Genomic DNA, 23153 nt, shown 5'->3' with positions numbered 1-23153 from the left:
CGCGGGGCGATACGATGCGGTTGCGTTTCTGGACGATCGGCGCGGCGCTGGCCGCCACGCTGTTCGCCGCCGCGTTCGCGGCGGGCTATGCGAATCCGGCGGCGCCGGCGGACGGCGCGTTCGACGACCTGAATCGCGGCCGCGCGCTCGCGCCACTCGGTTCGGAGCGCCAGTGCGAACGCTATTCGGGGCTGCCGTCGAAGTGGCGTGACGATCCGCAGGCCGGGATGGTGCACCTGCGCGGCGGCGCGTTCGTGTTCGGCAGCACGCGCGGCTATGCGGACGAGCGCCCGGTCGGCGACGGCAAGACGCGCGTCGGCGGCTTCTGGATCGACCAGACCGACGTGACGATCGCGCAGTTCGCCGCGTTCGTGCAGGCCACCGGATACGTGACCGAGGCCGAGCAGCAGGGCGGCGCGGCGGTGTTTCATGTGCCGACCCGCGACGAGTTGAACGCGCGCGACCTCGCATGGTGGTCGTGGGTGAAGGGCGCGTCGTGGCGACATCCGCACGGTCCGGGCAGCGACGTGGAAGGGCTCGGCAACCTGCCGGTGACGCTCGTCACGCAGCGCGATGCGCTCGCGTATGCGCGCTGGCTCGGCCGCGACCTGCCGACCGAGGCCGAATGGGAATACGCGGGCAAGGCGGGCCGCGACGACGCATCGCTCGATGCGGCGCCGCGCGATGCGCAGGGCAAGCCGGCCGCGAACTACTGGCAGGGCGCGTTTCCGGTGCTCGACTCGGCCGAGGATGGCCACGCCGGATTGGCGCCCGTCGGCTGCTATGCGGCGAACGGCTTTCGTCTTTACGACATGATCGGCAACGCATGGGAATGGACGAAGGACGCGTACACGGGCCCGCATCAGTCGCACACGAACGGCGATACGGCGGCCGTCGCACCGCCGACGCGCCGGCACGATACGCCGATGGTGATCAAGGGCGGTTCGTTCCTGTGCTCGCGAGACTACTGCGTGCGTTATCGCGCATCGTCGCGCGAACAGCAGGAAGCCGATCTCGGCGCGTCGCACATCGGATTTCGCACGATCCTGAGGGACGCGTCATGACGGCGCGCATCGGGCGTTTCATGGCGGCGTGGCTGCTGGCTGCATGCGGCGTCGTGCTTCACGGCGCGGCAGTGGCTGCCGAAGCCGCGGCGCCGGCCGTGCGCGTCGGCGTCACGCGTGGCGTGCATGCGCAGATCCTCGACGAAGTGAAGCGGGTGGCGGCCGCGCGCGGGCTGAGCGTCGACGTCGTCGAATTCGACAATGCGTCGCGCATCGACACGGCGCTGGCGGACGGGCGGATCGACGCGGCCAGCTTCGAGGATGCGCAACAGCTTGCCGCGACCCGTGCGCGCAAGCGTTACGCGCTGACCGAAGTCGCGCCGACCGTCACGCTGCCGATGGCGTTCTATTCGCGCCAGCTGAAGAACCTGAACGAACTGCAACCCGGCGCGACGGTTGCGCTTCCCGCCGATCCGCGCGGGATGGCGCGTGCGCTCGTGCTGTTGCAGAACGACACGCTGGTGACGTTGCGCGAAAAAGCCGGCCTGCATGCGACGCTGCGCGACGTGACGGGCAACCGGCTCGGGCTGAAATTCGTCGCGCTGCGCCGCGACCGGCTTTACGCGGCGCTCGATACGGCCGCGTTCGTCGCGATCGACAGCGACGACGCGGCTCGTTTCGGACTGCAGCCCGCGCGCGACAGCATCAGCCTCGAGGACGCCCGCTCGCCGTATGCGAACGTGCTCACGGTGCGCGACGCCGATCGCGCGAAGCCGTGGGTCGCGCAGCTCGTCGCCGCGTATCACTCGGATGACGTCGCGCGCTTCATCCTCACGCGCTACCAGGATTCGGTGCGGCGGCCGTGGTAGACACCTACTTGCTCGCGTGCAACGCGTGCGGCCGCTGCTGCAACAGCGCGCCGACGCTGTCGTTGCGCGAGCTGTTCCGGCATCGGCATCGCTTCGTCGGCGCGTTGACGATTCGCCGTGTGCCGAAGCGGCGGATCGGCGAACGCTGGCAGGCGGGCGGGCGCGAGCATGTGCTCGACGCGGACGACGTCGCCGCGATCGATGCGCTGGCGGACCGGCTGTTCCATCGCGGCGGCGGCGTGCAGGGCGAATGGCTCGCGCTGACGCTGCAAGGCTACGACTATCCGTCGCTGGGCCGTTGCGCGGCGCTGGCCGACGACGGCCGTTGCAGCGTGCATGCGAACAAGCCTTCGATCTGCGGTGCGGTGCCGCTCGATCCGATGCTGCCCGACCGGTTGCAGGCACGCGTGCTCGCGGCACGGCGCGACGATGCGGCGTGGCTGGGCGCGAACTGCATCGTCGAAGCGGGGCATGCGCGGTCTGCCGATGAATCGGTGTTCCCGATTCCGCTGGTGACGGCCGGGCAGGTCGCGGATCGCGCGGCGCTCGACGCGCATCGCGAGGCACTCGTGTTCGAGCGCGCGGTGTGGCGCGACGCCGTGTTCGCGTCGCTGGCCGACGGCGGGCCGGGCGTGAGCCGTGCGCTGTCGCGGCTGGCGCCCGGCGGCTACCTGACCGTGTCGATCGTGCCGGTCCTGCTGGCCGTCGCGCAGGTTTCCGCGCATTGCCGCGCGCTGTGCGTCGACTTCATCGACGCCCAACTGACCTTGATCGGCGCGAACGTCGAAGCGGCACTCGCGCGCCGACAGGCCGCCGACCGGCCCGCGACGCACGAATTGCGCGGCTTCGCGCAGGCGCTGGGACGGGCGCGACAAGCGCTCGCGGCGATGCCGGCACCGGCAGCCACCGCGCATGAAGATGCGTCGCGCATCGACGCGTGGCTCGACGATCGCGCCGACGCCGCGCCGCTCGCCGCCTGACGCTCGCGGTACGCCGCGTGTGCCGTACACTTGGCGCTCTTTCAATCGTGGCAGAGCGAGCAGGCATGTACGCATCGACCTTCATTTTTCGTGCCGGGCAGTACGACGACGAATTCCACCGGCTCGACCGGCAGATCGCCGACATGGCGCGCGCGACGCCCGGTTATCTCGGCGAGGAAACGTGGGAGAACGCGGAAGCTGGCCTGATTCAGAACGTCTACTACTGGGAATCCGAGGCGGCGCTGCGGCAGTTGATGCAGCATCCCGCGCATCTCGAGGCCAAGGCGAAGCAGGCGCGCTGGCTGGACGGGTATCGCGTCGTGATTTCGCAGGTGCTTCGCGAGTATGGCGACGGCAAGCTGACGCCGCCGCATGCGGGGCCATCCGCGTAACGGTTGCCGGTCGGTCAGGCGGTCGCGCCGGTTTCTCCCGGCGTGGCAGGTTCTCCCGCCGCGCGGGCCCAGATCGGGAACGTCGCGTTCTGGATCGACGTCTGCGCGTCGATGACCTTGCGGTGATCGATGCCGGGCAGGTCGAGCAGCCGGTCGACCGCCGCCTTCGCGCCTTCGGCATCCTGCGGAAAGGCACACGCGAACTGCTTGTTCGTATCGAACAGAATCCACCAGATATCCGACGCGAACGGCCCCTGGTCGTTGGTCTCGATCACGATCGCGCCGAGGTCGGACAGCGCGATGCCGCGCATCGCCCCGGTCCCGTCGGTCGCTTCGATGCGCGTATCGGTTGCCGTCACGGTCCAGCCGCTTTGCCGGGCAGGCGGTCGGGGCGATGACGGCGCGGCATGCGGTCGGGCCGGGCTGCCGGTGACTGCGCCGGTGCCGGTGCCGGTGCCGGTGCCGGTGCCGGTGCCGGTGCCGGTCGGCACGGCCCCAGCCGCGGTACCGACGCCGAGGCTCGGCGCACCGTCATCCTGCGAACCGCGCCCATCGATCCACGGCAGCGCGGCGGCGCCCACCATCACCGCCATCCATAAGTAGTACCCGGCCCCGAACGTACGGATCGTTTCGTAGTTCGCGTCGGTCGGGATCGTATGCCACCCGAGCGCGAAGACCACGACCACGGCCAGCAGCGCGGATACGGTACGGCTCGGCCTGAGCAGCGCGACGACGAGCAGCGGGTTGCCGAGCCATGCGAATTGCAGGTCGAGGATCGCGAGCGGGCCGAGCACGAGCACGGTGTAGCCATGCCACCAGCTCACCGCGCCGGCCGCGTTCGGCGGTTCGGCTGCGACGGGCAGCAGCAGCGACGCGACATACAGCGCGACGATCACGACGCGTGCGAGGTTCAGGCGGGGCGAAGCGGAACGAATCTGCATGTTGCCTTCTCGTGGTGCACGATCATGCGAAGCGACGAATGCCGGGCGGCCGGGCCGTCATTCACGGTGCGCGGCGCCGATGCGGCGACGCGTCGAACGCGATTGTGGGCGATTCATGCGGCGATGTCGAACGGGCGTCGTCCGCCGCTGCAAGGTCAAAGCGCTTCGACCAGCAACCGCGTGCTCTTCTCGCAATACTCGTGACATGCCGCGCGCGCCGCGATCGATGCGCCGTGCACGAACCGCGGCGCGTCCGCCCGCCGCGACATCGACACGACGATCGACGGCGGCGACGGCTGCAGCGGCAGCTCGACGACTTCGCCGCTTTCGATCAGCGCATCGACGAACAGCACCGGAATCGCGGCGACGCCGAAACCGTCACGCACCAGTTGCACGATCACCGAGATCGATGGCGAACCGGTGATGCGCGTCTCCGACAGCGGCACGCCGTGCGCATGCGCGAGCGTGCGGACGATGTCCTCCAGCGCGCGATGGGGCGCGGTGCCGCGGCCGTAGGTGAGGATCGGCTGGCGCAACACCTGCCGCGCGACGCCCGCGCGGGTATTCGGCAGCAGGCCGGCGCGCGCGATCCAGCGCACCGGGTAGTTCGCGAGCGCGTCGCACACGACCGACGCCTCGTCGCTGCCTTCCACACGGATGATCAGGTCGAGCTCGCCGGCCATCAGCCGGCGCTGCAGCACGACGCTGACGTCGACGGTCAGGTCGATCTCGAGCTCAGGATAGTCGGCCGCGAGCCGCCGCATGTAGTGCGGCAGCCAGCTGTGCACGACCGTCTCGATCACGCCGAGCCGCAGCTTGCCGCGCAGCGCACTCTCGCCGGACGCGGCGGCCTGCAGTTCCTGCGTTGCCTCGACCACGGCTTTCGCATAGCCGAGCAGGTATTCGCCGTTCGGCGTGAGCCGGAATTCGCGACTGTCGCGATCGACGAGTACCGTATGCAGTTCGTCCTCGAGCGCCTTCAGGCGCTGCGAGATCGCGGCCGGCGTCGCGTGCAGCGCCGCCGCGGTCGTGCGGAAGTTGCGCAGCTTCGCGAGCGTGACGAAAGTTTCGAGAAAACGCGTGTTCATGGCAGTCGGGCGAGGCAGTGGATGCGCAGCTTGCCGGCGACGAAAAGTGAACGGGACCGGGGAAAACCCGCAGGTCCGTTAAGAAATTCTATACAACAGGCGCAAAAAAACTCGTTGGCGACAAAATTTTTTCCTTTCTATTCTTCGCCCTATCCGATGACACATCACCGTCATCGCCACGCCATCCCGATCTGCGACCGACTCTCATGACGCCTTCCGAATTCCGTCAATCCGTGCGCCGCGGCGCGTTCCGCGGCCCGACCGCCGGCCATTGCGGCCCGTTTGCCCAGGCGAACCTGGCGATCCTGCCCGACGCGTACGCGCACGATTTCCTGCGCTTCTGCCAGGCGAACCCGAAGGCCTGCCCGCTGCTGGGCGTCGGCGAACCGGGCGCGTTCCGGATCGACGCGCTCGGCGACGATCTCGACATCCGCACCGACGTGCCGAGCTACAACGTCTATCGGGACGGCCGCCTGACCGAGCGCGTCGAGTCGCTCGACGCGCTGTGGCGCGACGATTTCGTCGTATTTGCGATCGGCTGCTCGTTCTCGTTCGAGGACATGCTCGCCCGCGAAGGGATCGGGCTGCGCCACGTCGAGGAGGGTTGCAACGTGCCGATGTACCGCACGTCGATCGCGAACCGCCGCGCGGGCATCTTCGGCGGCCAGCTGGTCGTGTCGATGCGGCCGCTGCGCGGCGCCGACGCGATCCGCGCGGTGCAGATCACGAGCCGGTTCCCGGGCGTGCACGGCGCGCCGATCCATATCGGCGATCCGCGGGCGCTCGGCATCGAGGATCTGAACGCGCCCGAATTCGGCGACGCGGTGACGATCCGCGACGGCGAGCTGCCGGTGTTCTGGGCATGCGGCGTGACGCCGCAAACCGCGCTGATGGACGCGAAGCTGCCGATCGCGATCGCGCATACGCCCGGCCACATGCTGATGACCGACATCACGAATGCCTCGCTGGCCGTGTTCTGACCCGGCCGGCCCACCCGTAAGCGACGTACAGACGACACACCGCACCCCACGCCATTGGATCGGCGCATAACGACAGGAGTACCACCATGGAAAGCAAGACCCTCGCGGCGCCCGCCGCCGAGCCCGCGAGCCGCGAGCGCACCGGCCTGTTCTCGTGGTACGCGGATGCGCAGCCGCGCGAGCGCCGCGCGTTCTGGAGCTGCAAGGTCGGCTACATGCTCGACGGGATGGACACACAGATGCTGTCGTTCGTGATCCCGACGCTCGTCGCGACCTGGGGCATCTCGCTCGCCGACGCGGGCTTCATCGGCACGATCACGCTGCTCGCGTCGGCGCTCGGCGGCTGGATCGCCGGCATCCTGTCCGACCGGATCGGCCGCGTGCGCACGCTGCAGCTCACGGTGCTGTGGTTCGCGGTGTTCACCGCGCTGTGCGGGCTCGCGCAGAACTACCACCAGCTGGTCGCGGCGCGCGCGCTGATGGGCTTCGGCTTCGGCGGCGAATGGACGGCCGGCGCGGTGCTGATCGGCGAAGTGATCCGCGCGCGCGACCGCGGCAGGGCGGTCGGCCTCGTGCAGTCGGGCTGGGCGATCGGCTGGGGGCTGTGCGCGCTGCTGTATGCGCTGCTGTTCTCGGTGCTGCCGGCCGAGCAGGCGTGGCGCGCGCTGTTCCTGGTCGGGCTCGCGCCCGCGCTGCTGGTCGTCGCGATCCGCCGCTACGTGAAGGAGCCGGACGTCTACGAGAAGGAGAAGGCCGCGCAGGCGAAAGTGGCCGATGCGCCGCGCCTCACCGAGATCTTCGCGCCGAAGCTGATCACGACGACGCTGCGCGCGGCGCTGCTGACGACCGGCGCGCAGGGCGGCTACTACGCGATCACGACGTGGCTGCCGACCTTCCTGAAGACCGAGCGGCACCTGACGGTGATGGGCACCGGCGGCTATCTCGCGATGATCATCTTCGGCTCGTGGGTCGGCTACCTGACGAGCGCGTACCTGACCGACCGCCTCGGCCGCAAGCCGAACTTCATCCTGTTCGCGGTCGGCTCGATGGTGATCGCGTTCGCGTACACGTCGCTGAACCTGACCAACGCGTCGATGCTGTGGCTCGGCTTCCCGCTCGGCTTCTTCGCATCGGGCATCTTCTCGGGGATGGGCGCGTTCCTCACCGAGCTGTTCCCGACCCGCGTGCGCGGTTCCGGCCAGGGCTTCTGCTACAACGTGGGCCGCGCGATCGGTGCGCTGTTCCCGTTCCTGATCGGCGCGCTGTCGAAGCAATACGGGCTCGGCACGAGCATCGGCATCTTCGCGGTCGCCGCCTACGGCGTGGTGATCGTCGCCGCGCTGACGCTGCCCGAGACCCGCGGCCGCGAACTCGACGCCGCCTGACCGGCGGCAGCGGCGGGGCCGCCGGCCCCGCGTGTTTCTTCCCCTTTCATCGACACCGTGACACGGCGCGCGACGCGCGCCGTGCGGCGGCGCTCGTCCTCGAATCAACGACGCATCGACCGACATCATGACTGACCGACACCTTTCTCCCGTTCCCTCCGACACCGCGCGCTGGCAATTCTGGATCGACCGCGGCGGCACGTTCACCGACATCGTCGCGCGGCGGCCCGACGGCACGCTCGTCACGCACAAGCTGCTGTCGGAGAACCCCGAGCAGTACCGCGACGCGGCCGTGGCCGGCATTCGCCACCTGCTCGGTCTCGCGGCCGACGAGCCGATCACGCCCGCGCAGGTCGACATGGTGAAGATGGGCACGACGGTCGCGACCAACGCGTTGCTCGAACGCAAGGGCGAACGTACCGCGCTGGCCACGACGCGCGGTTTTCGCGACGTGCTGCGCATCGCTTACCAGAACCGGCCGCGCCTGTTCGATCTCGACATCGTGCTGCCCGACGCGCTGTACGAGACGGTCGTCGAGATCGACGAGCGCGTCGGCGCGCATGGCGACGTGGTCGTGCCGCTCGACGTTCAGGGTGCCGAAGCGTCGTTGCGCCGCGTGTTCGACAGCGGGGTGCGTGCGCTCGCGATCGTGCTGATCCACGGCTACCGCTACACCGCGCACGAACGGATGCTGGCGGAACTCGCACGCCGCATCGGCTTCACGCAGGTATCGGTGTCGCACGAGGTGTCGCCGCTGATGAAGATGGTGTCGCGCGGCGATACGACCGTGGTCGACGCGTACCTGTCGCCGATCCTGCGCCGCTACGTCGAGCAGGTCGCGCACGAGATGCCGGGCGTGAACCTGCAGTTCATGCAGAGCAGCGGCGGCCTCACGCGCGCCGATGCGTTCCAGGGCAAGGACGCGATCCTGTCAGGCCCGGCCGGCGGCATCGTCGGGATGGTGCGTGCGGCGCGCGCGGCCGGCTTCGGCCAGGTGATCGGCTTCGACATGGGCGGCACGTCGACCGACGTGTCGCACTACAACGGCGAATTCGAGCGCGAGTTCGAGACGCAGGTGGCCGGCGTGCGGATGCGCGCGCCGATGATGAGCATCCACACGGTCGCGGCCGGCGGCGGCTCGGTGCTCGGCTTCGACGGCGCGCGGCTGCGCGTCGGGCCCGAATCGGCCGGCGCGAACCCGGGGCCGGCCGCGTACCGGCGCGGCGGCCCGCTGACGGTGACCGACTGCAACGTGATGCTCGGCAAGATCCAGCCCGATCATTTCCCGCGCGTGTTCGGCCCGCATGCGGACCAGCCGCTCGACCGCGACGGCGTGGTCGCGAAGTTCGCGGCGCTCGCCGACGAGATCCACGCGGCGACCGGCCGGCGCGAGACGCCCGAGGCGCTCGCCGAAGGGTTCCTGGAGATCGCGATCGGCAGCATGGCGAACGCGATCAAGAAGATTTCCGTGCAGCGCGGCCACGACGTGTCGCGCTACGTGCTGACGACGTTCGGCGGCGCGGGCGGCCAGCACGCGTGCGGCGTGGCCGATGCGCTCGGGATGACGCAGGTGTTCGCGCATCCGCTCGCGGGCGTGCTGTCCGCGTACGGGATGGGGCTGGCCGACCAGACCGCGATGCGCGAGCGCGCGGTGGAAGCCGTGTTGTCCGACGCATCGCTGCCGGCGCTGAACGCGGCGCTCGACCGGCTCGCCGACGAGGCCATCGGCGCGCTGCTCGAACAGGGCGTGCCGCCGGAGCGGATCGCGACCGAGCGGCGCGTGCACCTGCGCTACCAGGGCACCGATTCGGCGCTCGACGTGCCGGCCGGCAGCGTCGCCGCGATGCAGCAGGCGTTCGAGGCCGCGTACCGGCAGCGCTACGCGTTCCTGATGCCGGGCACGCCGCTGGTGGCCGAACTCGCGTCGGTCGAGGCGATCGGCCGCTCGGACGCGCCGGTCGACATCGCGCCGCTCGCGCCGCGCGAGGCGGGCGCGGCGCCGCAAGCGCACGCGGCCGTGCGCTTTTATTCCGGCGGCCAGTGGCACGATGCGGCGCTGGTCGTGCGCGACACGCTGCGCGCCGGCGACACGATCGACGGCCCGGCGATCGTCGCGGAGCAGAACGGCACGACCGTCGTCGAGCCCGGCTGGCGCGCCGCGATGACCGCCCAGGGCAACCTCGTGCTGACGCGCACGACGCCGCTGCCGACGCGCCGCTCGCTCGGCACCGATGCCGACCCGGTGCGGCTCGAGATCTTCAACAACCTGTTCATGTCGATCGCCGAGCAGATGGGGCTGCGGCTGCAGAACACCGCGTACTCGGTGAACATCAAGGAGCGGCTCGACTTCTCGTGCGCGATCTTCGACGGTGACGGCAACCTGATCGCGAACGCGCCGCACATGCCCGTGCACCTCGGCTCGATGGGCGAGAGCATCCGCACGGTGATCGAGCGCAACCGCGGCCGCATGCGCGACGGCGACGTGTTCATGCTGAACGATCCGTACCACGGCGGCACGCATCTGCCGGACGTGACCGTCATCACGCCGGTGTTCGCGGACGGCTCGGACGCGCCGCTGTTCTACGTCGGCTCGCGCGGCCACCACGCGGACATCGGCGGCACGACGCCGGGCTCGATGCCGCCCGACTCGACGCACATCGACGAGGAAGGCGTGCTGATCGACAACTGGCAGCTCGTGTCGGCCGGCGTGCTGCGCGACGCCGACACGCGCGCGCTGCTCGCATCGGGCCGCTACCCGGCGCGCAACGTCGAGCAGAACATGGCCGACCTGCGCGCGCAGGTCGCCGCGAACCAGAAGGGCGTCGACGAGCTGCGCCGGATGGTCGCGCAGTTCGGCCGCGACGTCGTGCTCGCGTTCATGGGGCACGTGCAGGACAACGCGGAAGAAGCCGTGCGGCGCGTGATCGGTGCACTGCAGGATGGCGCGTACCGCTATCCGCTCGACAACGGCGCGGAGATTCGCGTCGCGATCCGCGTGGATCGCGCGGCCCGCCGCGCGGAGATCGATTTCACCGGCACGTCCGCGCAGCTCGACAACAACTTCAACGCGCCGAAGGCCGTCTGCATGGCGGCGGTGCTGTACGTGTTCCGCACGCTGGTCGGCGACGACATCCCGCTGAACGCCGGCTGCCTGAAGCCGCTGACCGTGATCGTGCCGGCCCGCTCGATGCTGAATCCCGAGTACCCGGCGGCCGTCGTGTCGGGCAACGTCGAGACGTCGTCGGCGATCACCAACGCGCTGTACGGCGCGCTTGGCTGCGTCGCGTCGAGCCAGGGAACGATGAACAACTTCACATTCGGTAACGATCAATACCAGTACTACGAGACGATCGCCGGCGGCAGCGGCGCGGGCGACGGCTTCGCGGGCGTCGGCGCGGTGCAGACGCACATGACGAACTCGCGGCTCACCGATCCGGAGGTGCTCGAATGGCGCTACCCGGTGCGGCTCGATTCGCACGTGATCCGCGCCGGCTCGGGCGGCGGCGGGCGCTGGCGCGGCGGCGACGGCGCGGTGCGGCGGGTCCGCTTCCTCGAGCCGATGACGGCGTCGATCCTGTCGAACAACCGGATTCACGCGCCGTTCGGCGCGGCGGGCGGCGCGGCCGGCGCGCTCGGCCGCAACACGATCGAGCGGGCGGACGGCACGGTCGAGGTGCTCGACCATATCGGCCGCGCACAGATGGCGCCCGGTGACGTGTTCGTCGTCGAAACGCCGGGCGGCGGCGGCTACGGCGCGGCGGACTGAGCCGCGCATCCGGCTCCCGGCGCGGATGCCCCGCGCCGGGGCGGGCAGAGGATATTGCAACGAACTGTGGAATAAAGCCCGGCATTCACGCGCGAATGGAATCAAAAATGACAAAAAACCGGCGCGCGATCCGCAATTCGACCCCGCCGCGGCGACGCGTTCGAGTATCCGGCCCCTTATCCGTGGATCGGTCGTAAACGCCCGCCCGGCAGGGCTTCCGGGCCGTCTGGCCGCCCCGGATGCGCGCCGCGTCACCTGCGCATTCGCCGCTGCCAATCATGAAAAATCCGGCTTGCCAATCGAGTCCCGATTCCTTGACACTCTGCTCTAAATGTGAGTGCCAATCCTCATCGTCATTTGATAAGATGGCTCTCATCATTCGTAAGGTGGAACCTGCGCATCACGCGCGAACGCCGGTCGCATCAGCTGGAAACAAGTAACGGGACGAGGCCCGCCGTCACGGCAATCACGGCAGCCCTGCCGGGCACGCGCACTGCGTGGCCCGGGAAGGCGGTCGGCCCACTCGCCTCCGTCTACACTATGCGTTTTTTTCTGGATCGGGGCGTGTCCATGGATGACGAAAACGATAGCGCGGTGCTCGAGGCGCATGTCGGTACGCGCAGCCCCTGCTGGCGTCTCGGCAGCGACAGCAATGCGCTCGAACTGGCCGCGGTCCGCGGCCTGACCAACGTCGCGGTCGCGCTGACGGTCGAGCAGGCCGCGCGCATCCGCGCGCTGACCGGCGTCACGTCGCACCTCGTGCTCGACATCGTGCTGTTCGGCAACCCGGTCAGCCTCCATCTCGTCGGCAGGAAGGTCAATACGGTCGACTGGGCCGGCACGGCGTCCGCCTATTGCGATACCGAGTCCGTCGCCGGTGACCTGGCGCACGGGCTCGCGTTCGCCGAGCAGGTCGTGTCCGAAGTGAATTCACTCGTCGTGATCCTCGACCGCAACGGGATGGTGCAGCGCTTCAACCGCCTGTGCGAGGAAGTGACGGGCAAGCGCGAGGTCGACGTGATCGGCCGCAGCGCGTTCGAGCTGTTCATGAGCCCCGAGCAGGGCGCGCAGTCGCGCAGCAACATCACGGGCTTCTTCGCGAGCAACCAGTCGTTCGCGGTCGAGCGCTACATCAACACGGTCAACGGGCCGCGCCTGTTCCAGTTCCGCAACAAGTTCGTGCAGAGCGGCAGCGGCGTCGACGAGCAGTACCTGATCTGCTCGGGCATCGACATCACCGAGGAGCGCAACGCGCAGCAGCGGCTCACCGAGCTCGCGAACACCGACGTGCTCACCGGGCTGCCGAACCGCCATGCGATCAGCGAGCGCATCCACGCGGCGATCGCGGAGGAAGACGCCAATACGCGCGGCCACGTCGGCATCCTGTTCCTCGATCTCGACAACTTCAAGCGCGTCAACGATCACTACGGGCACATCACCGGCGACCGGCTGCTGCAGGACGTGTCGGCGATCATCAGCGGCTGCCTGCCGTCCGGCGCGACGCTCGCGCGGCTCGGCGGCGACGAATTCCTCGTGCTGTTCGAACACGCCACGCGGCCGCTGCTCGAAGCGACCGCGCAGATCATCCTCGAACGGCTGCGCACGCCGATCCATCTCGGACTGATGGAGGTCTACACGAGCTGTTCGATCGGCATCGCGATGCATCCGCAGCACGGCGATTCGCTCGAGACGCTGATCCGCAGCGCCGACACCGCGATGTACGTCGCGAAGGAAGAGGGCAAGCATACGTATCGCGTGTTCTCGCTGGAGATGAACCAGAAGGTCGCGAAGTACATGTGGCTCGACACGAACCTGCGCAAGGCGCTCGAGGAAGAGCAGTTCGTGCTGCACTACCAGCCGGTCGTCGACATCGCGACGGGCGACGTGCATGCCGTCGAGGCGCTGATCCGCTGGCAGTCGCCCGATCGCGGGCTCGTCGCGCCGGTCGAGTTCATCCGCTTCGCGGAAGAGTCGGGGCTGATCGCGCCGCTCGGGCGCTGGGTGATGCGCACCGCGGCCGCGCAGGCGGCCGCGTGGAAGGCGAAGGGGCTCGGCGTCCGGATCGCGGTGAACCTGTCCGCGCGGCAGTTGCAGGACATGAACATCGTGCACCAGTTCGCGTCGATTCTCGACGGCGCGGGGCTGAAGCCCGGCCTGCTCGACATCGAGCTGACCGAGAGCTGCTTCATCGAGGACGAGGAGGCGGCCAACGGGCTGATGCGGCAGTTCCGCCAGCTCGGCGCGGAGATCCATCTCGACGATTTCGGCACCGGCTATTCGTCGCTGTCGCAGTTGTCGCGCCTGCCGCTCGACGCGATCAAGCTCGACCGCACCTTCATCACGGCGATCGACCGCAATCCGCGCTCGCAGGCGCTGGTGCGCTCGGTCGTGTCGCTCGCGAAGGCGCTGAATTTCGCGGTGGTCGCGGAAGGCGTCGAAACGCATGCGGAAGCCGAATTCCTCAAGCAGCTCGACGTCGATCACGCGCAGGGCTACTACTACGCGCGGCCGATGCCGGCGCAGGCGTTCGAGGCGTGGCTCGCGGAGACGAGAAAGCTCAGGCTGATCGCCTGAGCATCGTTCCGGAAAAAGGCGCCGCCGGCCCCGGCGGCGCCCGTCGCATTACACCGTGCGCAGCTTCGACACGCGCCGGTTCTGCAGCATCACCAGGCGTTCCATGTACGCGAGATCCTTCGGCTCGATCGTGAACGCCGCATGCACCCACGCTTCCGTGATGTCCATCAGCTCCGAGCGCGACAGCTGGAACACGCGTTCGCGGGCGCGCAGCATCGCCCGGATGCCGTTCAGCTTGGGCTTCGTCACGTCGATGAAGGTGCGCGTCGCCAGATACGCGTCACCGGCGTCGAACGTCTCGTCGATCAGCCCCTGATCTTCGTACCATTCGGCCGCATGCGCTTCGCCGGTCGCGATCAGCGATTCCGCGAGGCCGCGGTTCGCCTTGCGTGCGACCAGCGAATAGCCGCCCATGCCCGGGAACAGATTGAACGCGATCTCGGGGAAGCCGAGTTTCACGCCCTTCTGCGCGAGCACGTAGTGATGCGCGAGCGCGGCCTCGAAGCCGCCGCCGAGCGCGCTGCCCTCGACCATCGCGATCGAGATCGCGCCGGTGCCGAAGCCCGTGTAGATCTCGTACACGCCGTCGATGCACGAGCGCGCGTACGCCATCAACTGGTCGCGCCGGCCGCTGCGGATCGCGTCGACGAAGAAGCTCAGGTCCCCGCCGACGTTGAACAGCTCGGGGACGAGCGAGCCCGTCACCCAGAAGTCGAACTTGAGGCCCGAGTCGCGTGCGACGCGCGCGAGATGGATGATGTCGGTGACGAGTTGTTGGTTGAAGCACGGTCGCGGCTCCGATCGCAGCATCATCCACATGACGTTACGGCCTTCTTCGTAGAAGGCCGTCAGTTGGGAGAGTTCGCCGGCTTCGTAAAACGGACGGCAAGCCGGATGGGATTGGAGTTGCATGGTATGTCCTCGTGAGATGTGGTTTTAAAGACCGCCGCGCCAGGCGCCAGGCGGGCATCGGGTTGCCCGTCTGGCGCCTGGCGCGAGGCATCGCCATTGTTGCGCGCGCACAAATGTCGAATTGCGGGGAACAACGCACGACCGGGACACCGGTGCGGCTTGCGTTCGGGCGAAAGGACGGGTGACGACGGACGGAGGGACGAGGGGCTGAGGTCGGTGGGTGGGGAGGGGACTCGAGTGGAGCGGGCGCACCGGCGGTGACGCAGCCTGCGTTGCCGCCGCTTACGCGCTGAAAGCGACGCTAGGACGCCGATCCGCTGTTGCGGGTCGGGCCGGCGTGCGGGCGGTTCACCTCACCTCACCGTGAGCGAGAGGGAATGCGCGGCGCGCATGGCCGCTCGGCGTCGATCGGTTTCGGATGCCGCCGTTCGAGATGCAGCACCGTCGGCAGCGTGCCTGACAGGATCACGCGCAGCCACGCGAACGCCATCACGCGGTCACCGGTTTCGAAAGCGTCGCCGATCGGCGTGAGGTGTCCTTCCCGCTGGCGCGGCTTGACGCTCGCCAGCCCGTCGCCCACACTGGGCCGCACGACGGCCACGCGTGCGGGTGCGCGCGAGCGGCCTGTCATGCGCGCGTCATGCGGTACGACTTCCGCTCCGGCGCGCGGCGCTGACGTCCGGTAACGAACGCGCGGAGAGCTTCGACGTGGTGCGTTTTCATTCCCGATGGACCGGCTGCCTGCTCGTGTGCGCCGTGGCGCTCGGCGCGGGTAGGGCCGTGGCCGATACGCGCGACTCACACGACACGCCAGACGCTCGCGACGCGGCCGATATGGCGCCCGTCACGCTCGTCAGCGACGTCCACGAATTCGTGATCCAGCACGACGGTTCGCTCGACGAGCACGACGATTCGACGCTGCGCGCGAACGACGCGAACGGCATCGATGCCGTTGCGCAGCGCTACGTATGGTTCGACAAGCATCTCGAGAAGGTGGAGCTGCTCGCGGCCGAGACGATCGACCGCGACGGCGTCGCGCATCCGGTCGGCGCGGACGGCATTCGCGACGTGCAGGAGCCGCGCTCGGCCGGCGCGCCGACGTTCCAGGACGGCCTGCTGCGCACCGTCGTGTTCCCCGGCGTCGAAGCCGGGTCAAGCACCCGCGTCGCGTTCCGCAAGACCCGCACGAAGCCGGTCAATCGCGGCTACTTCGGCTACACCGTCGAGCCGTCTCGCGAGCCGGTCGACAGCCAGCGGCTGATCTTCGACGTGCCGGCCGACATGCCGCTGTACGCGGACGCGCGCGGCTACGTCGCGCTGCCGCCCGTCACGGCGAACGGCCGCACGCGCTACGAATTCGACTACCGGCACGGCGCGTACGATCGCATCGAGAGCGGCTCGGTCGGCTATCCGACCTACGGCGACCGGCTCGTCGTGTCGACGCTGCCCGACTACGCGGCGTTCGCCGCGCGCTACCGCAACGCGGCCGTTGACCCGAGCGCGAACGATGCGGCCGTCGTGCAGCTGGCGCGTGCGCTCACGGCGAATGCCGCCGATCCGCGCGACAAGGCGCGCATCCTGTACGACTGGGTGCAGGCGAACGTGCGTTACGTCGGGTTGTTTCTCGGCGAGACGGCCGCCGCGCCGCATCGCGTGACCGACATCCTGCGCAACCGCTACGGCGACTGCAAGGATCATGTCGCGCTGTTCGGCGCGTTGCTCGCGGCGGTCGGCATTCGCAGCGAACCGGTGCTGATCAATCTCGGCGCCGTGTACACGCTGCCGTCGGTGCCCGGCTACGGCGCCGGCGCGATCAATCACGCGATCACGTGGCTGCCCGATCTCGCGCTCTACGCGGATACGACGACGGCCGGCATCGCGTTCGGCTACCTGCCGCCGATCGTGATGGATCGCCCGGCGCTGCTGGTCGATACGGGCGTGCTGTCGCGCACGCCGGCCACGCAGCCGCGCGCCCGCACCGCGCGGATCTCGATCGATGCCGCGCAGCCGGGCGCCGCGCGTGTTCAGGCTTATGTCGAGGACGACGGCTGGACGGCCGAACTCGAACGCAACCTGTTTCGCCGCGCGTCACGCGAGCGCATCGCGCAACTCGCGACCGAGCGCCTGCGGCAAAGCGGCCTGCGCGGCCGCGCGCAACTGTCGACCAGCGACCGGCGCGCGACGGACGGGCCGTTCGACGTGACCGTGACCGGCACGCTCGATCATTTCGTCTGGCCGGACGGCACGACCGCGTTGCCCGCGCTGTCGAGCGTCACGGGCGGTATCGCGACCCAGGTCGAAACCTGGCTGGCCGAGCCGGTGCGCACGCAGCCGTGGGGCTGCATCGGCGGCGCATTCGACGAGACCGGCCAGATCGCGCTGCCGACGGGCGTGGTCGTGACCGACCTGCCGGCCGATACGGCCGTGCACGACCGCTTCGTCGATTTCACGTCGCATTACGTGTTCGATGCGGCCGCGCGCGTCGTGCAGGTCACGCGGCGGATGAACGCGGATTTCGGGCGGCAGGTCTGCACGCCGGACGAATTCGCGGCGCTGCGCGCGTCGCTCGAGCGCATCGAGCGCGACACGCAGGCGCAGATCGTCGTGCGGGCGAAGCAGCGTTGAGCGGCGCGGGCACGGCATTCGCTCCGGACGGGCGAATCACCGCAATCGCCGACGCGCAGGAGGGACATCATGACGGAACGGGATCACGAGATCGCCGAACTCTCGAAGGAATTGCTGGGCCGGATCGTGCAGGGCACGGTCGCGACCGGCGCGGCCGTCGACGTGGAGCAGTGCGCGGCGCTCGCCGTGCAGTGCGCGACGGCGCTGATCGACCGGCTCGATGCATTGAAGTGACGGCCTGCGGGCCGGCACCGCCGCCAGCCCTGCGCGCCGCGCGTTACGCTTCGGCGGGCACGTCGCCGTCCGCACGCACGGCGCCCGGCGGCTTGCCGACCACGCGCTTGAACGCACGACTGAACGCCGCGAGCGAACCGTAGCCCAGCCGGTACGCGACCGCTTCGATCGTCTCGCGGTCGCGGGCGATCCATTGCGCGGCGAGCCGCATCCGCAGCTCGGTGAGGTAGCGCACGGGCGTCATCCCGGTGGCCGCGAGGAAGCGTTCGGCGAACACCGAGCGCGACACGCCTGCCTCGGTCGCGAGCTCCGCGACGCTCCAGTTGCGGCCCGGGTCGCGATGCAGTGCGACGATCGCGCGGCCGAGCTTCGGCTCGCGCAGCGCCTGCACCCAGCCGGTCGCATCGCCGCACCCGCACTCGACCCAGCCGCGCACGATGAACGCCGCGACCACGTCCGCGAGCCGCGCGAGGATGCCCGCGAAGCCCGCGCGCGCCGTGCACGCCTCGCGCTCCATCGCATCGAGCATCGGGCGGATTTCCGGGTAGCGCGCGAGCAGCGTGCCCACGTGCATGAACGCGGGCATCGTGCCGACCAGCGGCTGCATGCCGCCGAGGTCGAGTTCCATGCAGGCGCTGAAGATCAACGCATCGCCGGCGCCGGGTTCCTTCGTCGCGCAGCTCGTAGGCGACACGCCGGCCGACGCCACCGACGCGACCGTATCGCAGATCTTCGCGACCTCGAAGCCGTCGATCTCGCGGCACGGCACATCCGGATCGGACACCAGCGCGTGCATGCCGCCGTGCGGCAACAGGATCGCGTCGCCGGCCTCGAGCCGCATCGTCTCGCCCGTCGCGTCGCGCAGCAGCACGGGTCCGCGCACGATGAAATGGAACTGCGCGCGGCCCGTCCCGTGGCCGAAACTCAGTCCGAACGGCCGCGCGACCTGGATGCGGCGGTACTGGACGCCGCTCAGCCGCATCCCCAGCAGCAACTCGCTGACGAGGTCGTGCACATCGGGAATCGGGGGCAGAAGGGGCTCGGACATATCGAGATACGGACGTTCGATCAACAAGAACGGATTGTATGTCATAGACCGTCCTGTCGCTGTTCCTTACGATACGCCTTTATCAGTACTTTCCCTAACCGACACGGAACCCCCGCATGAATCCCGGAATCTCCTCGGCCGCCTCGACGGCGGCCCCCCGCGAACCGGCCTGGGGCGCGGTCTTCGCGATGACGCTCGGCGTGTTCGGGCTCGTCACGGCCGAATTCCTGCCGGCGAGCCTGTTGACGCCGATGGCCGACAGCCTCGGCGTGACCGAGGGCGTGGCCGGACAGGCCGTCACGGCCACCGCCACGGTCGCGCTCGTCACGAGCCTGCTGATTTCGGCGCTCACGCGCACGATCGATCGGCGGCGCGTGCTGCTCGTGTTCTCGGTGCTGCTCGTCGTATCGAACCTCACCGTGGCGTTCGCGCCGAACCTGGCCATGCTGCTGTTCGGCCGCGTCGTGCTCGGCATCGCGCTCGGCGGCTTCTGGACGATGGCGACCGCCACCGCGATGCGGCTCGTGCCGACGGCGATGGTGCCGCGCGCGCTGTCGATCATCTTCAGCGGCGTGGCGGTCGCGACCATCGCGTCCGCGCCGATGGGCAGCTACTTCGGTCACCTGATCGGCTGGCGCAACGTGTTCCTGATCGCGGCCGTGATCGGCGGCATCGCGTTCGTGTCGCAGATCGTCACGCTCCCGTCGATGCCGCCGAGCGGCACGACGCGGCTGCGCACGCTGATCGACGTGCTGCGCCGGCCGACCGTCGGCCTCGGAATGTTCGCGACGATCCTCGTGTTCACCGGCCATTTCGCGTTCTTCACGTATCTGCGGCCGTTCCTCGAACAGGTGGCGGGCGTCGGCGTGAACGGGCTGTCGGCGATCCTGCTCGGCTACGGCATCGCGAACTTCGTCGGCACGTCGCTCGCGGGCCGCGTGCTCGAACACCGGCTGAGGCCGATGCTGATCGGCATGCCCGCGCTGATGGTCGTGCTCGGCATCGCGCTCGTCGTGCTCGGCCGCGCGCCGATGATCGACGCGGTGCTGGTCGCGTTGTGGGGGATGGCGTTCGGCGGCGTGCCGGTCGCGTGGTCGACATGGGTCACGCGCACCGTGCCCGACGAGGCCGAGAGCGCGGGCGGGCTGATCGTCGCGGCGATCCAGCTCGCGATCGCGACGGGCGCGGCCGCCGGCGGCGTCGTGTTCGACGCGAACGGCGCGGCAGGCGTGTTCGTCGGCGCGGCGATCGTGCTGGCGGTGGCGGTCGCGACGATCGTGACCGGCGTGCCGAAGCGGGTCGGCGTGGTCGCGTCCTGACCGGCTCGGCGGCCCGCAGCCCGCGTGGCACGGGCCGCCAGGCGATCGTCCGCGCGTCAGGCGGCGCCGGCGCCCGCGATGCGGTCGAGTGCCGCGAGCGCGTCGGCCGGCAGATCGAGGTCGGCGGCCGCGAGATTCTCGCGCAGATGCGCGGCCGACGACGTGCCGGGAATCAGCAGGAGATTCGGCGCGCGGTGCAGCAGCCACGCCAGCGCGACCTGCATCGGCGTTGCGCCGAGGCGGGCCGCGACGCCGGACAGCGTCGACGACTGCAGCGGCGAGAAGCCGCCGAGCGGAAAGTACGGCACGTAGGCGATGCCGTCACGGGCCAGCGTGTCGATCAGCGCATCGTCGCCGCGATGCGCGATGTTGTAGTGGTTCTGCACGCAGACGATGTCGCAGATCCGCCGGCCTTGCGCGACCTGCGCGGGCGTGACGTTGCTCAGGCCGATGTGCCGCACGAGCCCGCGCCGCTGCAGTTCCGCGAGCGTGGCCAGCGGCGCCTCGATCGATCCTTCGGCCGGCCCGTGCGTATCGAACATGATGCGCAGGTTGACGACGTCGAGCACGTCGAGCCCCAGGTTGCGCAGGTTGTCGTGCACGGCCCGTTCGAGCTCGTCGGGCGCGAACGCGGGCAGCCATGATGCGTCGTCGCCGCGTCGCGCGCCGATCTTGGTGACGATCACGAGATCGTCGCGATACGGATGCAATGCGTCACGAATCAACTGGTTCGTGACGTGCGGGCCGTAGAAGTCGCTGGTGTCGAGATGGTCGACGCCGGATTCGACGGCTTCGCGCAACACGTTCAATGCGGCTTCGCGATCTTTCGGCGGGCCGAATACACCGGGGCCTGCGAGCTGCATCGCGCCGTAGCCGATCCGTCTGACGTGGCGATCGCCGAGCCTGAAGGTGGCGGTGTGGCGAATATCGGGCATGACCGTACTCCTGTCGAAGAGATGAATGCGTTCAGCATAAGGACGAGTCGCCTGCGCGATAAGCCGGCATAATTCGCACGGGTTGTACGAAAAGGCGAACAATGCAAACCGATCTGGGCGATCTGAACGCGTTCATGGCCGTGGCACGCGCCAGTGGATTCCGCGATGCCGCACGCGTGACGGGCCTCAGCGCGTCGGGGCTGAGCGAGGCCGTGCGCCGGCTGGAAGCGCGGCTCGGCGTGCGGCTGCTGCACCGCACGACGCGTAGCGTCGTGCCCACCGAAGCCGGCGAGCGCCTGCTCGCGCGCCTCGCGCCGGCCCTGACCGAAGTGGCGGCGGCGCTCGACGGTATCGACGAATTCCGCGGCCGACCGGCCGGCACGCTGAAGCTCAACGTGCCGGTCAGCGCCTCGCGGCTCGTGTTGCCGGCGATCGTGCCGCGCTTTCTCGATGCGTATCCGGACATCCGGCTGGAAGTGACCGCCGACGAAAGTTTCGTCGACGTGCTGGCGGCCGGCTGCGACGCGGGCATCCGCTACGACGAACGGCTCGAACAGGACATGATCGCGGTGCCGATCGGCCCGCGCATCCAGCGGTTCGCGACCGCGGCGGCGCCCGACTATCTCGACCGGCACGGCCGGCCCCGGCATCCGCGCGACCTGCTCGGCCATCGGTGCATGCGCGGACGCTTTGCCAGCGGCGCGATGCCGCCGTGGGAGTACGAGCGCGACGGCGAGGTCGTGCGGGTCGAGCCGGCCGCCGGGCCGCTGCTGGTCCAGATTGGCGGGGCGACGGAGCTGATGGTCGACGCGGCGATCGCCGGGACGGGGATCCTGTATCTGTTCGAAGACTGGGTGCGCCCGCATTTCGACAGCGGCGCGCTCGAACCAGTGCTCGAACCGTGGTGGCGACCGTTCTCGGGGCCCTTTCTGTATTACCCGGGGCGGCGTCTCGTGCCGCCCGCGCTGCGCGCGTTCATCGATTTCATCAAGGTCTCCTGAGCATCGGTCCGTACGCTGCGTGTGCGCGTCGAGCAGGTGCCGCGTGCCATCGTCGGTCATGGGGCCGATCGATGCGCGATGCAGGTGCCGCAGCAGACTGTGCGACACCCGAAGCGTAGGGGCGGGCGTGTCGCGCGCCAATGACATGCGATGTAATCGTTTGACGCGCGAGCGCCCGCCCGCTGCCTCTTGAATGCGTTTAGCCGCCTTGCTTGACCAGCGCCGCCAGCGCTTTCATCGCCTGCAGATACGGATACGGCCCGTGGCTGACACGCGCCACGCCGTACTCGGCGAGTTCCGCGAGCGTCGGCGTTTCCGCGACGCGCATCACGTTCACCGGCAGCGGCGACGCGGCCGTCAGCGCGCGAATCAGCGCGGGCGAGCGTAGGCCCGGCACGAACAGGCCGTCGGCGCCGGCCGCCGCATAAGCGCTGGCGCGCGCCAGCGTCGCGTCGAGCAATCGTTCGTCGTGCGTATCGGCTGCGGCCGTGAAGAACACGTCGGTGCGCGCGTTGATGAAGTAGTCGGCGCCCGCGCGATCGGCCGCCTGCCGGGCTGCTGCGACACGGGCCGCCGCGTCGTCGACGTCGCGCAGTTCGCCCGTCGACGGAAAACTGTCTTCGAGATTGCAGCCGATCGCACCGGCCCGGATGCTGAGTGCGATCGTCTCGGCGACCTCTTCCGGCCGCTCGCCGTAGCCGCTTTCGAGGTCGACGGTGACGGGCAGGTCCGTCGCGCGCACGATCCGCTCCAGCATCTCCATCATCAGCGCGCGCGGCATTTGCTCGCCGTCGCCGAAACCGTTGGCTGCCGCGACCGACCAGCTGCCGGTGGCCAGCGCAGCGGCGCCGGCGTCGGCCACCGCCCGCGCACTGCCGGCATCCCACACGTTGAACAGCGCCAGCGGCTGGCCTGCGCGGTGAAGCGACCGGAAAATCGCGCCTTTCTCGTTGTTGCCCATGCTCGTCTCCTCGTGAATACCGGATCGGTTGTCGTGTCGAGCGATATTGCCATCGAATCGGGCGGTGCGACCGGCGTATGCAATGTCTGCTGACAGCGTGTGACAGAACGTGCGCATGACGGCTGCAGCACGATCCGTG

The 23153-nt window shown here is 69.3% G+C and carries 19 protein-coding genes; 12 read left to right on the top strand and 7 right to left on the bottom strand.

Annotated features, from left to right (window positions below):
• Nucleotides 1-14: 14 nt before the first annotated feature.
• The 4 genes from AP428_RS24400 to AP428_RS24385 all read left to right on the top strand — a co-directional run bounded on the left by AP428_RS24400 (nucleotide 15) and on the right by AP428_RS24385 (nucleotide 3245).
• On the top strand, nucleotides 15-1064 hold the full coding sequence (locus tag AP428_RS24400) for a formylglycine-generating enzyme family protein (protein ID WP_011694584.1): 1050 nt from the start codon (nucleotides 15-17) through the stop codon (nucleotides 1062-1064).
• Complete coding sequence (locus AP428_RS24395) at nucleotides 1061-1873, top strand: MetQ/NlpA family lipoprotein (protein ID WP_011694585.1); 813 nt, start codon at nucleotides 1061-1063, stop codon at nucleotides 1871-1873. Before AP428_RS24400 ends, AP428_RS24395 begins: the two co-directional genes overlap by 4 nt.
• Complete coding sequence (locus tag AP428_RS24390; RefSeq protein WP_011694586.1) at nucleotides 1867-2853, top strand: YkgJ family cysteine cluster protein; 987 nt, start codon at nucleotides 1867-1869, stop codon at nucleotides 2851-2853. Before AP428_RS24395 ends, AP428_RS24390 begins: the two co-directional genes overlap by 7 nt.
• Nucleotides 2854-2918: 65 nt before the next feature.
• Nucleotides 2919-3245, top strand: a complete 327-nt coding sequence (locus AP428_RS24385) for an antibiotic biosynthesis monooxygenase (RefSeq protein WP_011694587.1) — start codon at nucleotides 2919-2921, stop codon at nucleotides 3243-3245.
• A 14-nt stretch (nucleotides 3246-3259) separates the two neighbouring features.
• On the opposite strand, the gene AP428_RS36850 is transcribed toward AP428_RS24385, so the two are convergent.
• The gene (locus AP428_RS36850; RefSeq protein WP_054928393.1) at nucleotides 3260-4186 is read right to left on the bottom strand and encodes a hypothetical protein; all 927 of its coding nucleotides are present in this window, start codon (nucleotides 4184-4186) and stop codon (nucleotides 3260-3262) included.
• A 155-nt stretch (nucleotides 4187-4341) separates the two neighbouring features.
• Entirely contained in the window at nucleotides 4342-5274 is a 933-nt protein-coding gene (locus AP428_RS24375) for a LysR family transcriptional regulator (protein ID WP_011694589.1), read from the bottom strand.
• A gap of 206 nt (nucleotides 5275-5480) precedes the next feature.
• Here AP428_RS24375 and AP428_RS24370 point away from each other — a divergent pair, with 206 nt between their 5' ends.
• From AP428_RS24370 to pdeR, 4 genes are all read left to right on the top strand, one after another.
• Entirely contained in the window at nucleotides 5481-6254 is a 774-nt protein-coding gene (locus tag AP428_RS24370; protein WP_011694590.1) for a putative hydro-lyase, read from the top strand.
• Nucleotides 6255-6340: 86 nt separating this feature from the next.
• Complete coding sequence (locus tag AP428_RS24365) at nucleotides 6341-7639, top strand: MFS transporter (RefSeq protein ID WP_006479741.1); 1299 nt, start codon at nucleotides 6341-6343, stop codon at nucleotides 7637-7639.
• A 127-nt stretch (nucleotides 7640-7766) separates the two neighbouring features.
• Nucleotides 7767-11405 carry a hydantoinase B/oxoprolinase family protein gene (locus AP428_RS24360; protein ID WP_011694591.1) on the top strand — a complete coding sequence of 1213 codons (3639 nt, stop codon included), beginning with the start codon at nucleotides 7767-7769 and terminating at the stop codon, nucleotides 11403-11405.
• A gap of 570 nt (nucleotides 11406-11975) precedes the next feature.
• Nucleotides 11976-13979: a cyclic di-GMP phosphodiesterase gene (pdeR, locus tag AP428_RS24355; RefSeq protein WP_011694593.1), complete on the top strand. Its 2004-nt coding sequence runs from the start codon at nucleotides 11976-11978 to the stop codon at nucleotides 13977-13979.
• Nucleotides 13980-14027: 48 nt separating this feature from the next.
• Here the strand turns inward: pdeR and AP428_RS24350 are convergent, their stop codons facing one another.
• Complete coding sequence (locus AP428_RS24350) at nucleotides 14028-14891, bottom strand: crotonase/enoyl-CoA hydratase family protein (protein ID WP_006479738.1); 864 nt, start codon at nucleotides 14889-14891, stop codon at nucleotides 14028-14030.
• A 358-nt stretch (nucleotides 14892-15249) separates the two neighbouring features.
• Complete coding sequence (locus AP428_RS24345; protein WP_011694594.1) at nucleotides 15250-15522, bottom strand: hypothetical protein; 273 nt, start codon at nucleotides 15520-15522, stop codon at nucleotides 15250-15252.
• Between the two features lie 77 nt (nucleotides 15523-15599).
• Here AP428_RS24345 and AP428_RS24340 point away from each other — a divergent pair, with 77 nt between their 5' ends.
• Nucleotides 15600-17516, top strand: a complete 1917-nt coding sequence (locus tag AP428_RS24340) for a DUF3857 and transglutaminase domain-containing protein (RefSeq protein ID WP_011694595.1) — start codon at nucleotides 15600-15602, stop codon at nucleotides 17514-17516.
• A 69-nt stretch (nucleotides 17517-17585) separates the two neighbouring features.
• On the top strand, nucleotides 17586-17750 hold the full coding sequence (locus tag AP428_RS37255; RefSeq protein WP_011694596.1) for a hypothetical protein: 165 nt from the start codon (nucleotides 17586-17588) through the stop codon (nucleotides 17748-17750).
• A gap of 43 nt (nucleotides 17751-17793) precedes the next feature.
• Here AP428_RS37255 and AP428_RS24335 read toward each other — a convergent pair whose 3' ends face one another.
• On the bottom strand, nucleotides 17794-18843 hold the full coding sequence (locus AP428_RS24335) for an AraC family transcriptional regulator (RefSeq protein WP_011694597.1): 1050 nt from the start codon (nucleotides 18841-18843) through the stop codon (nucleotides 17794-17796).
• A 71-nt stretch (nucleotides 18844-18914) separates the two neighbouring features.
• On the opposite strand from AP428_RS24335, the gene AP428_RS24330 reads away from it, so the two are divergent.
• Entirely contained in the window at nucleotides 18915-20117 is a 1203-nt protein-coding gene (locus tag AP428_RS24330) for an MFS transporter (protein WP_011694598.1), read from the top strand.
• A 56-nt stretch (nucleotides 20118-20173) separates the two neighbouring features.
• Here the strand turns inward: AP428_RS24330 and AP428_RS24325 are convergent, their stop codons facing one another.
• On the bottom strand, nucleotides 20174-21052 hold the full coding sequence (locus AP428_RS24325; RefSeq protein WP_011694599.1) for an aldo/keto reductase family oxidoreductase: 879 nt from the start codon (nucleotides 21050-21052) through the stop codon (nucleotides 20174-20176).
• A 101-nt stretch (nucleotides 21053-21153) separates the two neighbouring features.
• Here AP428_RS24325 and AP428_RS24320 point away from each other — a divergent pair, with 101 nt between their 5' ends.
• Nucleotides 21154-22053, top strand: a complete 900-nt coding sequence (locus AP428_RS24320) for a LysR family transcriptional regulator (RefSeq protein WP_011694600.1) — start codon at nucleotides 21154-21156, stop codon at nucleotides 22051-22053.
• A gap of 199 nt (nucleotides 22054-22252) precedes the next feature.
• On the opposite strand, the gene AP428_RS24315 is transcribed toward AP428_RS24320, so the two are convergent.
• Entirely contained in the window at nucleotides 22253-23014 is a 762-nt protein-coding gene (locus AP428_RS24315; protein ID WP_041489634.1) for an isocitrate lyase/phosphoenolpyruvate mutase family protein, read from the bottom strand.
• Nucleotides 23015-23153 lie beyond the last annotated feature (139 nt).

It is taken from the genome of Burkholderia sp. E168m22 (assembly GCF_001319805.1).
Classification (GTDB): Bacteria; Pseudomonadota; Gammaproteobacteria; order Burkholderiales; family Burkholderiaceae; genus Burkholderia; species Burkholderia orbicola.
The sequence above is the reverse complement of the archived record's forward strand: the minus strand, read 5'-3'. Positions and strand labels throughout refer to the sequence as shown.

Coding starts and splice junctions, on each gene's coding strand:
- AP428_RS24370 (WP_011694590.1), top strand. CDS start 5,481: ATGACGCCTTCCGAATTCCGTCAATCCGTGCGCCGCGGCGCGTTCCGC.
- AP428_RS24335 (WP_011694597.1), bottom strand. CDS start 18,843: ATGACATACAATCCGTTCTTGTTGATCGAACGTCCGTATCTCGATATG.
- AP428_RS24325 (WP_011694599.1), bottom strand. CDS start 21,052: ATGCCCGATATTCGCCACACCGCCACCTTCAGGCTCGGCGATCGCCAC.
- AP428_RS24330 (WP_011694598.1), top strand. CDS start 18,915: ATGAATCCCGGAATCTCCTCGGCCGCCTCGACGGCGGCCCCCCGCGAA.
- AP428_RS24350 (WP_006479738.1), bottom strand. CDS start 14,891: ATGCAACTCCAATCCCATCCGGCTTGCCGTCCGTTTTACGAAGCCGGC.
- AP428_RS24395 (WP_011694585.1), top strand. CDS start 1,061: ATGACGGCGCGCATCGGGCGTTTCATGGCGGCGTGGCTGCTGGCTGCA.
- AP428_RS24400 (WP_011694584.1), top strand. CDS start 15: ATGCGGTTGCGTTTCTGGACGATCGGCGCGGCGCTGGCCGCCACGCTG.
- AP428_RS24385 (WP_011694587.1), top strand. CDS start 2,919: ATGTACGCATCGACCTTCATTTTTCGTGCCGGGCAGTACGACGACGAA.
- pdeR (WP_011694593.1), top strand. CDS start 11,976: ATGGATGACGAAAACGATAGCGCGGTGCTCGAGGCGCATGTCGGTACG.
- AP428_RS24315 (WP_041489634.1), bottom strand. CDS start 23,014: ATGGGCAACAACGAGAAAGGCGCGATTTTCCGGTCGCTTCACCGCGCA.
- AP428_RS24375 (WP_011694589.1), bottom strand. CDS start 5,274: ATGAACACGCGTTTTCTCGAAACTTTCGTCACGCTCGCGAAGCTGCGC.
- AP428_RS24360 (WP_011694591.1), top strand. CDS start 7,767: ATGACTGACCGACACCTTTCTCCCGTTCCCTCCGACACCGCGCGCTGG.
- AP428_RS24365 (WP_006479741.1), top strand. CDS start 6,341: ATGGAAAGCAAGACCCTCGCGGCGCCCGCCGCCGAGCCCGCGAGCCGC.
- AP428_RS24320 (WP_011694600.1), top strand. CDS start 21,154: ATGCAAACCGATCTGGGCGATCTGAACGCGTTCATGGCCGTGGCACGC.
- AP428_RS24345 (WP_011694594.1), bottom strand. CDS start 15,522: ATGACAGGCCGCTCGCGCGCACCCGCACGCGTGGCCGTCGTGCGGCCC.
- AP428_RS37255 (WP_011694596.1), top strand. CDS start 17,586: ATGACGGAACGGGATCACGAGATCGCCGAACTCTCGAAGGAATTGCTG.
- AP428_RS36850 (WP_054928393.1), bottom strand. CDS start 4,186: ATGCAGATTCGTTCCGCTTCGCCCCGCCTGAACCTCGCACGCGTCGTG.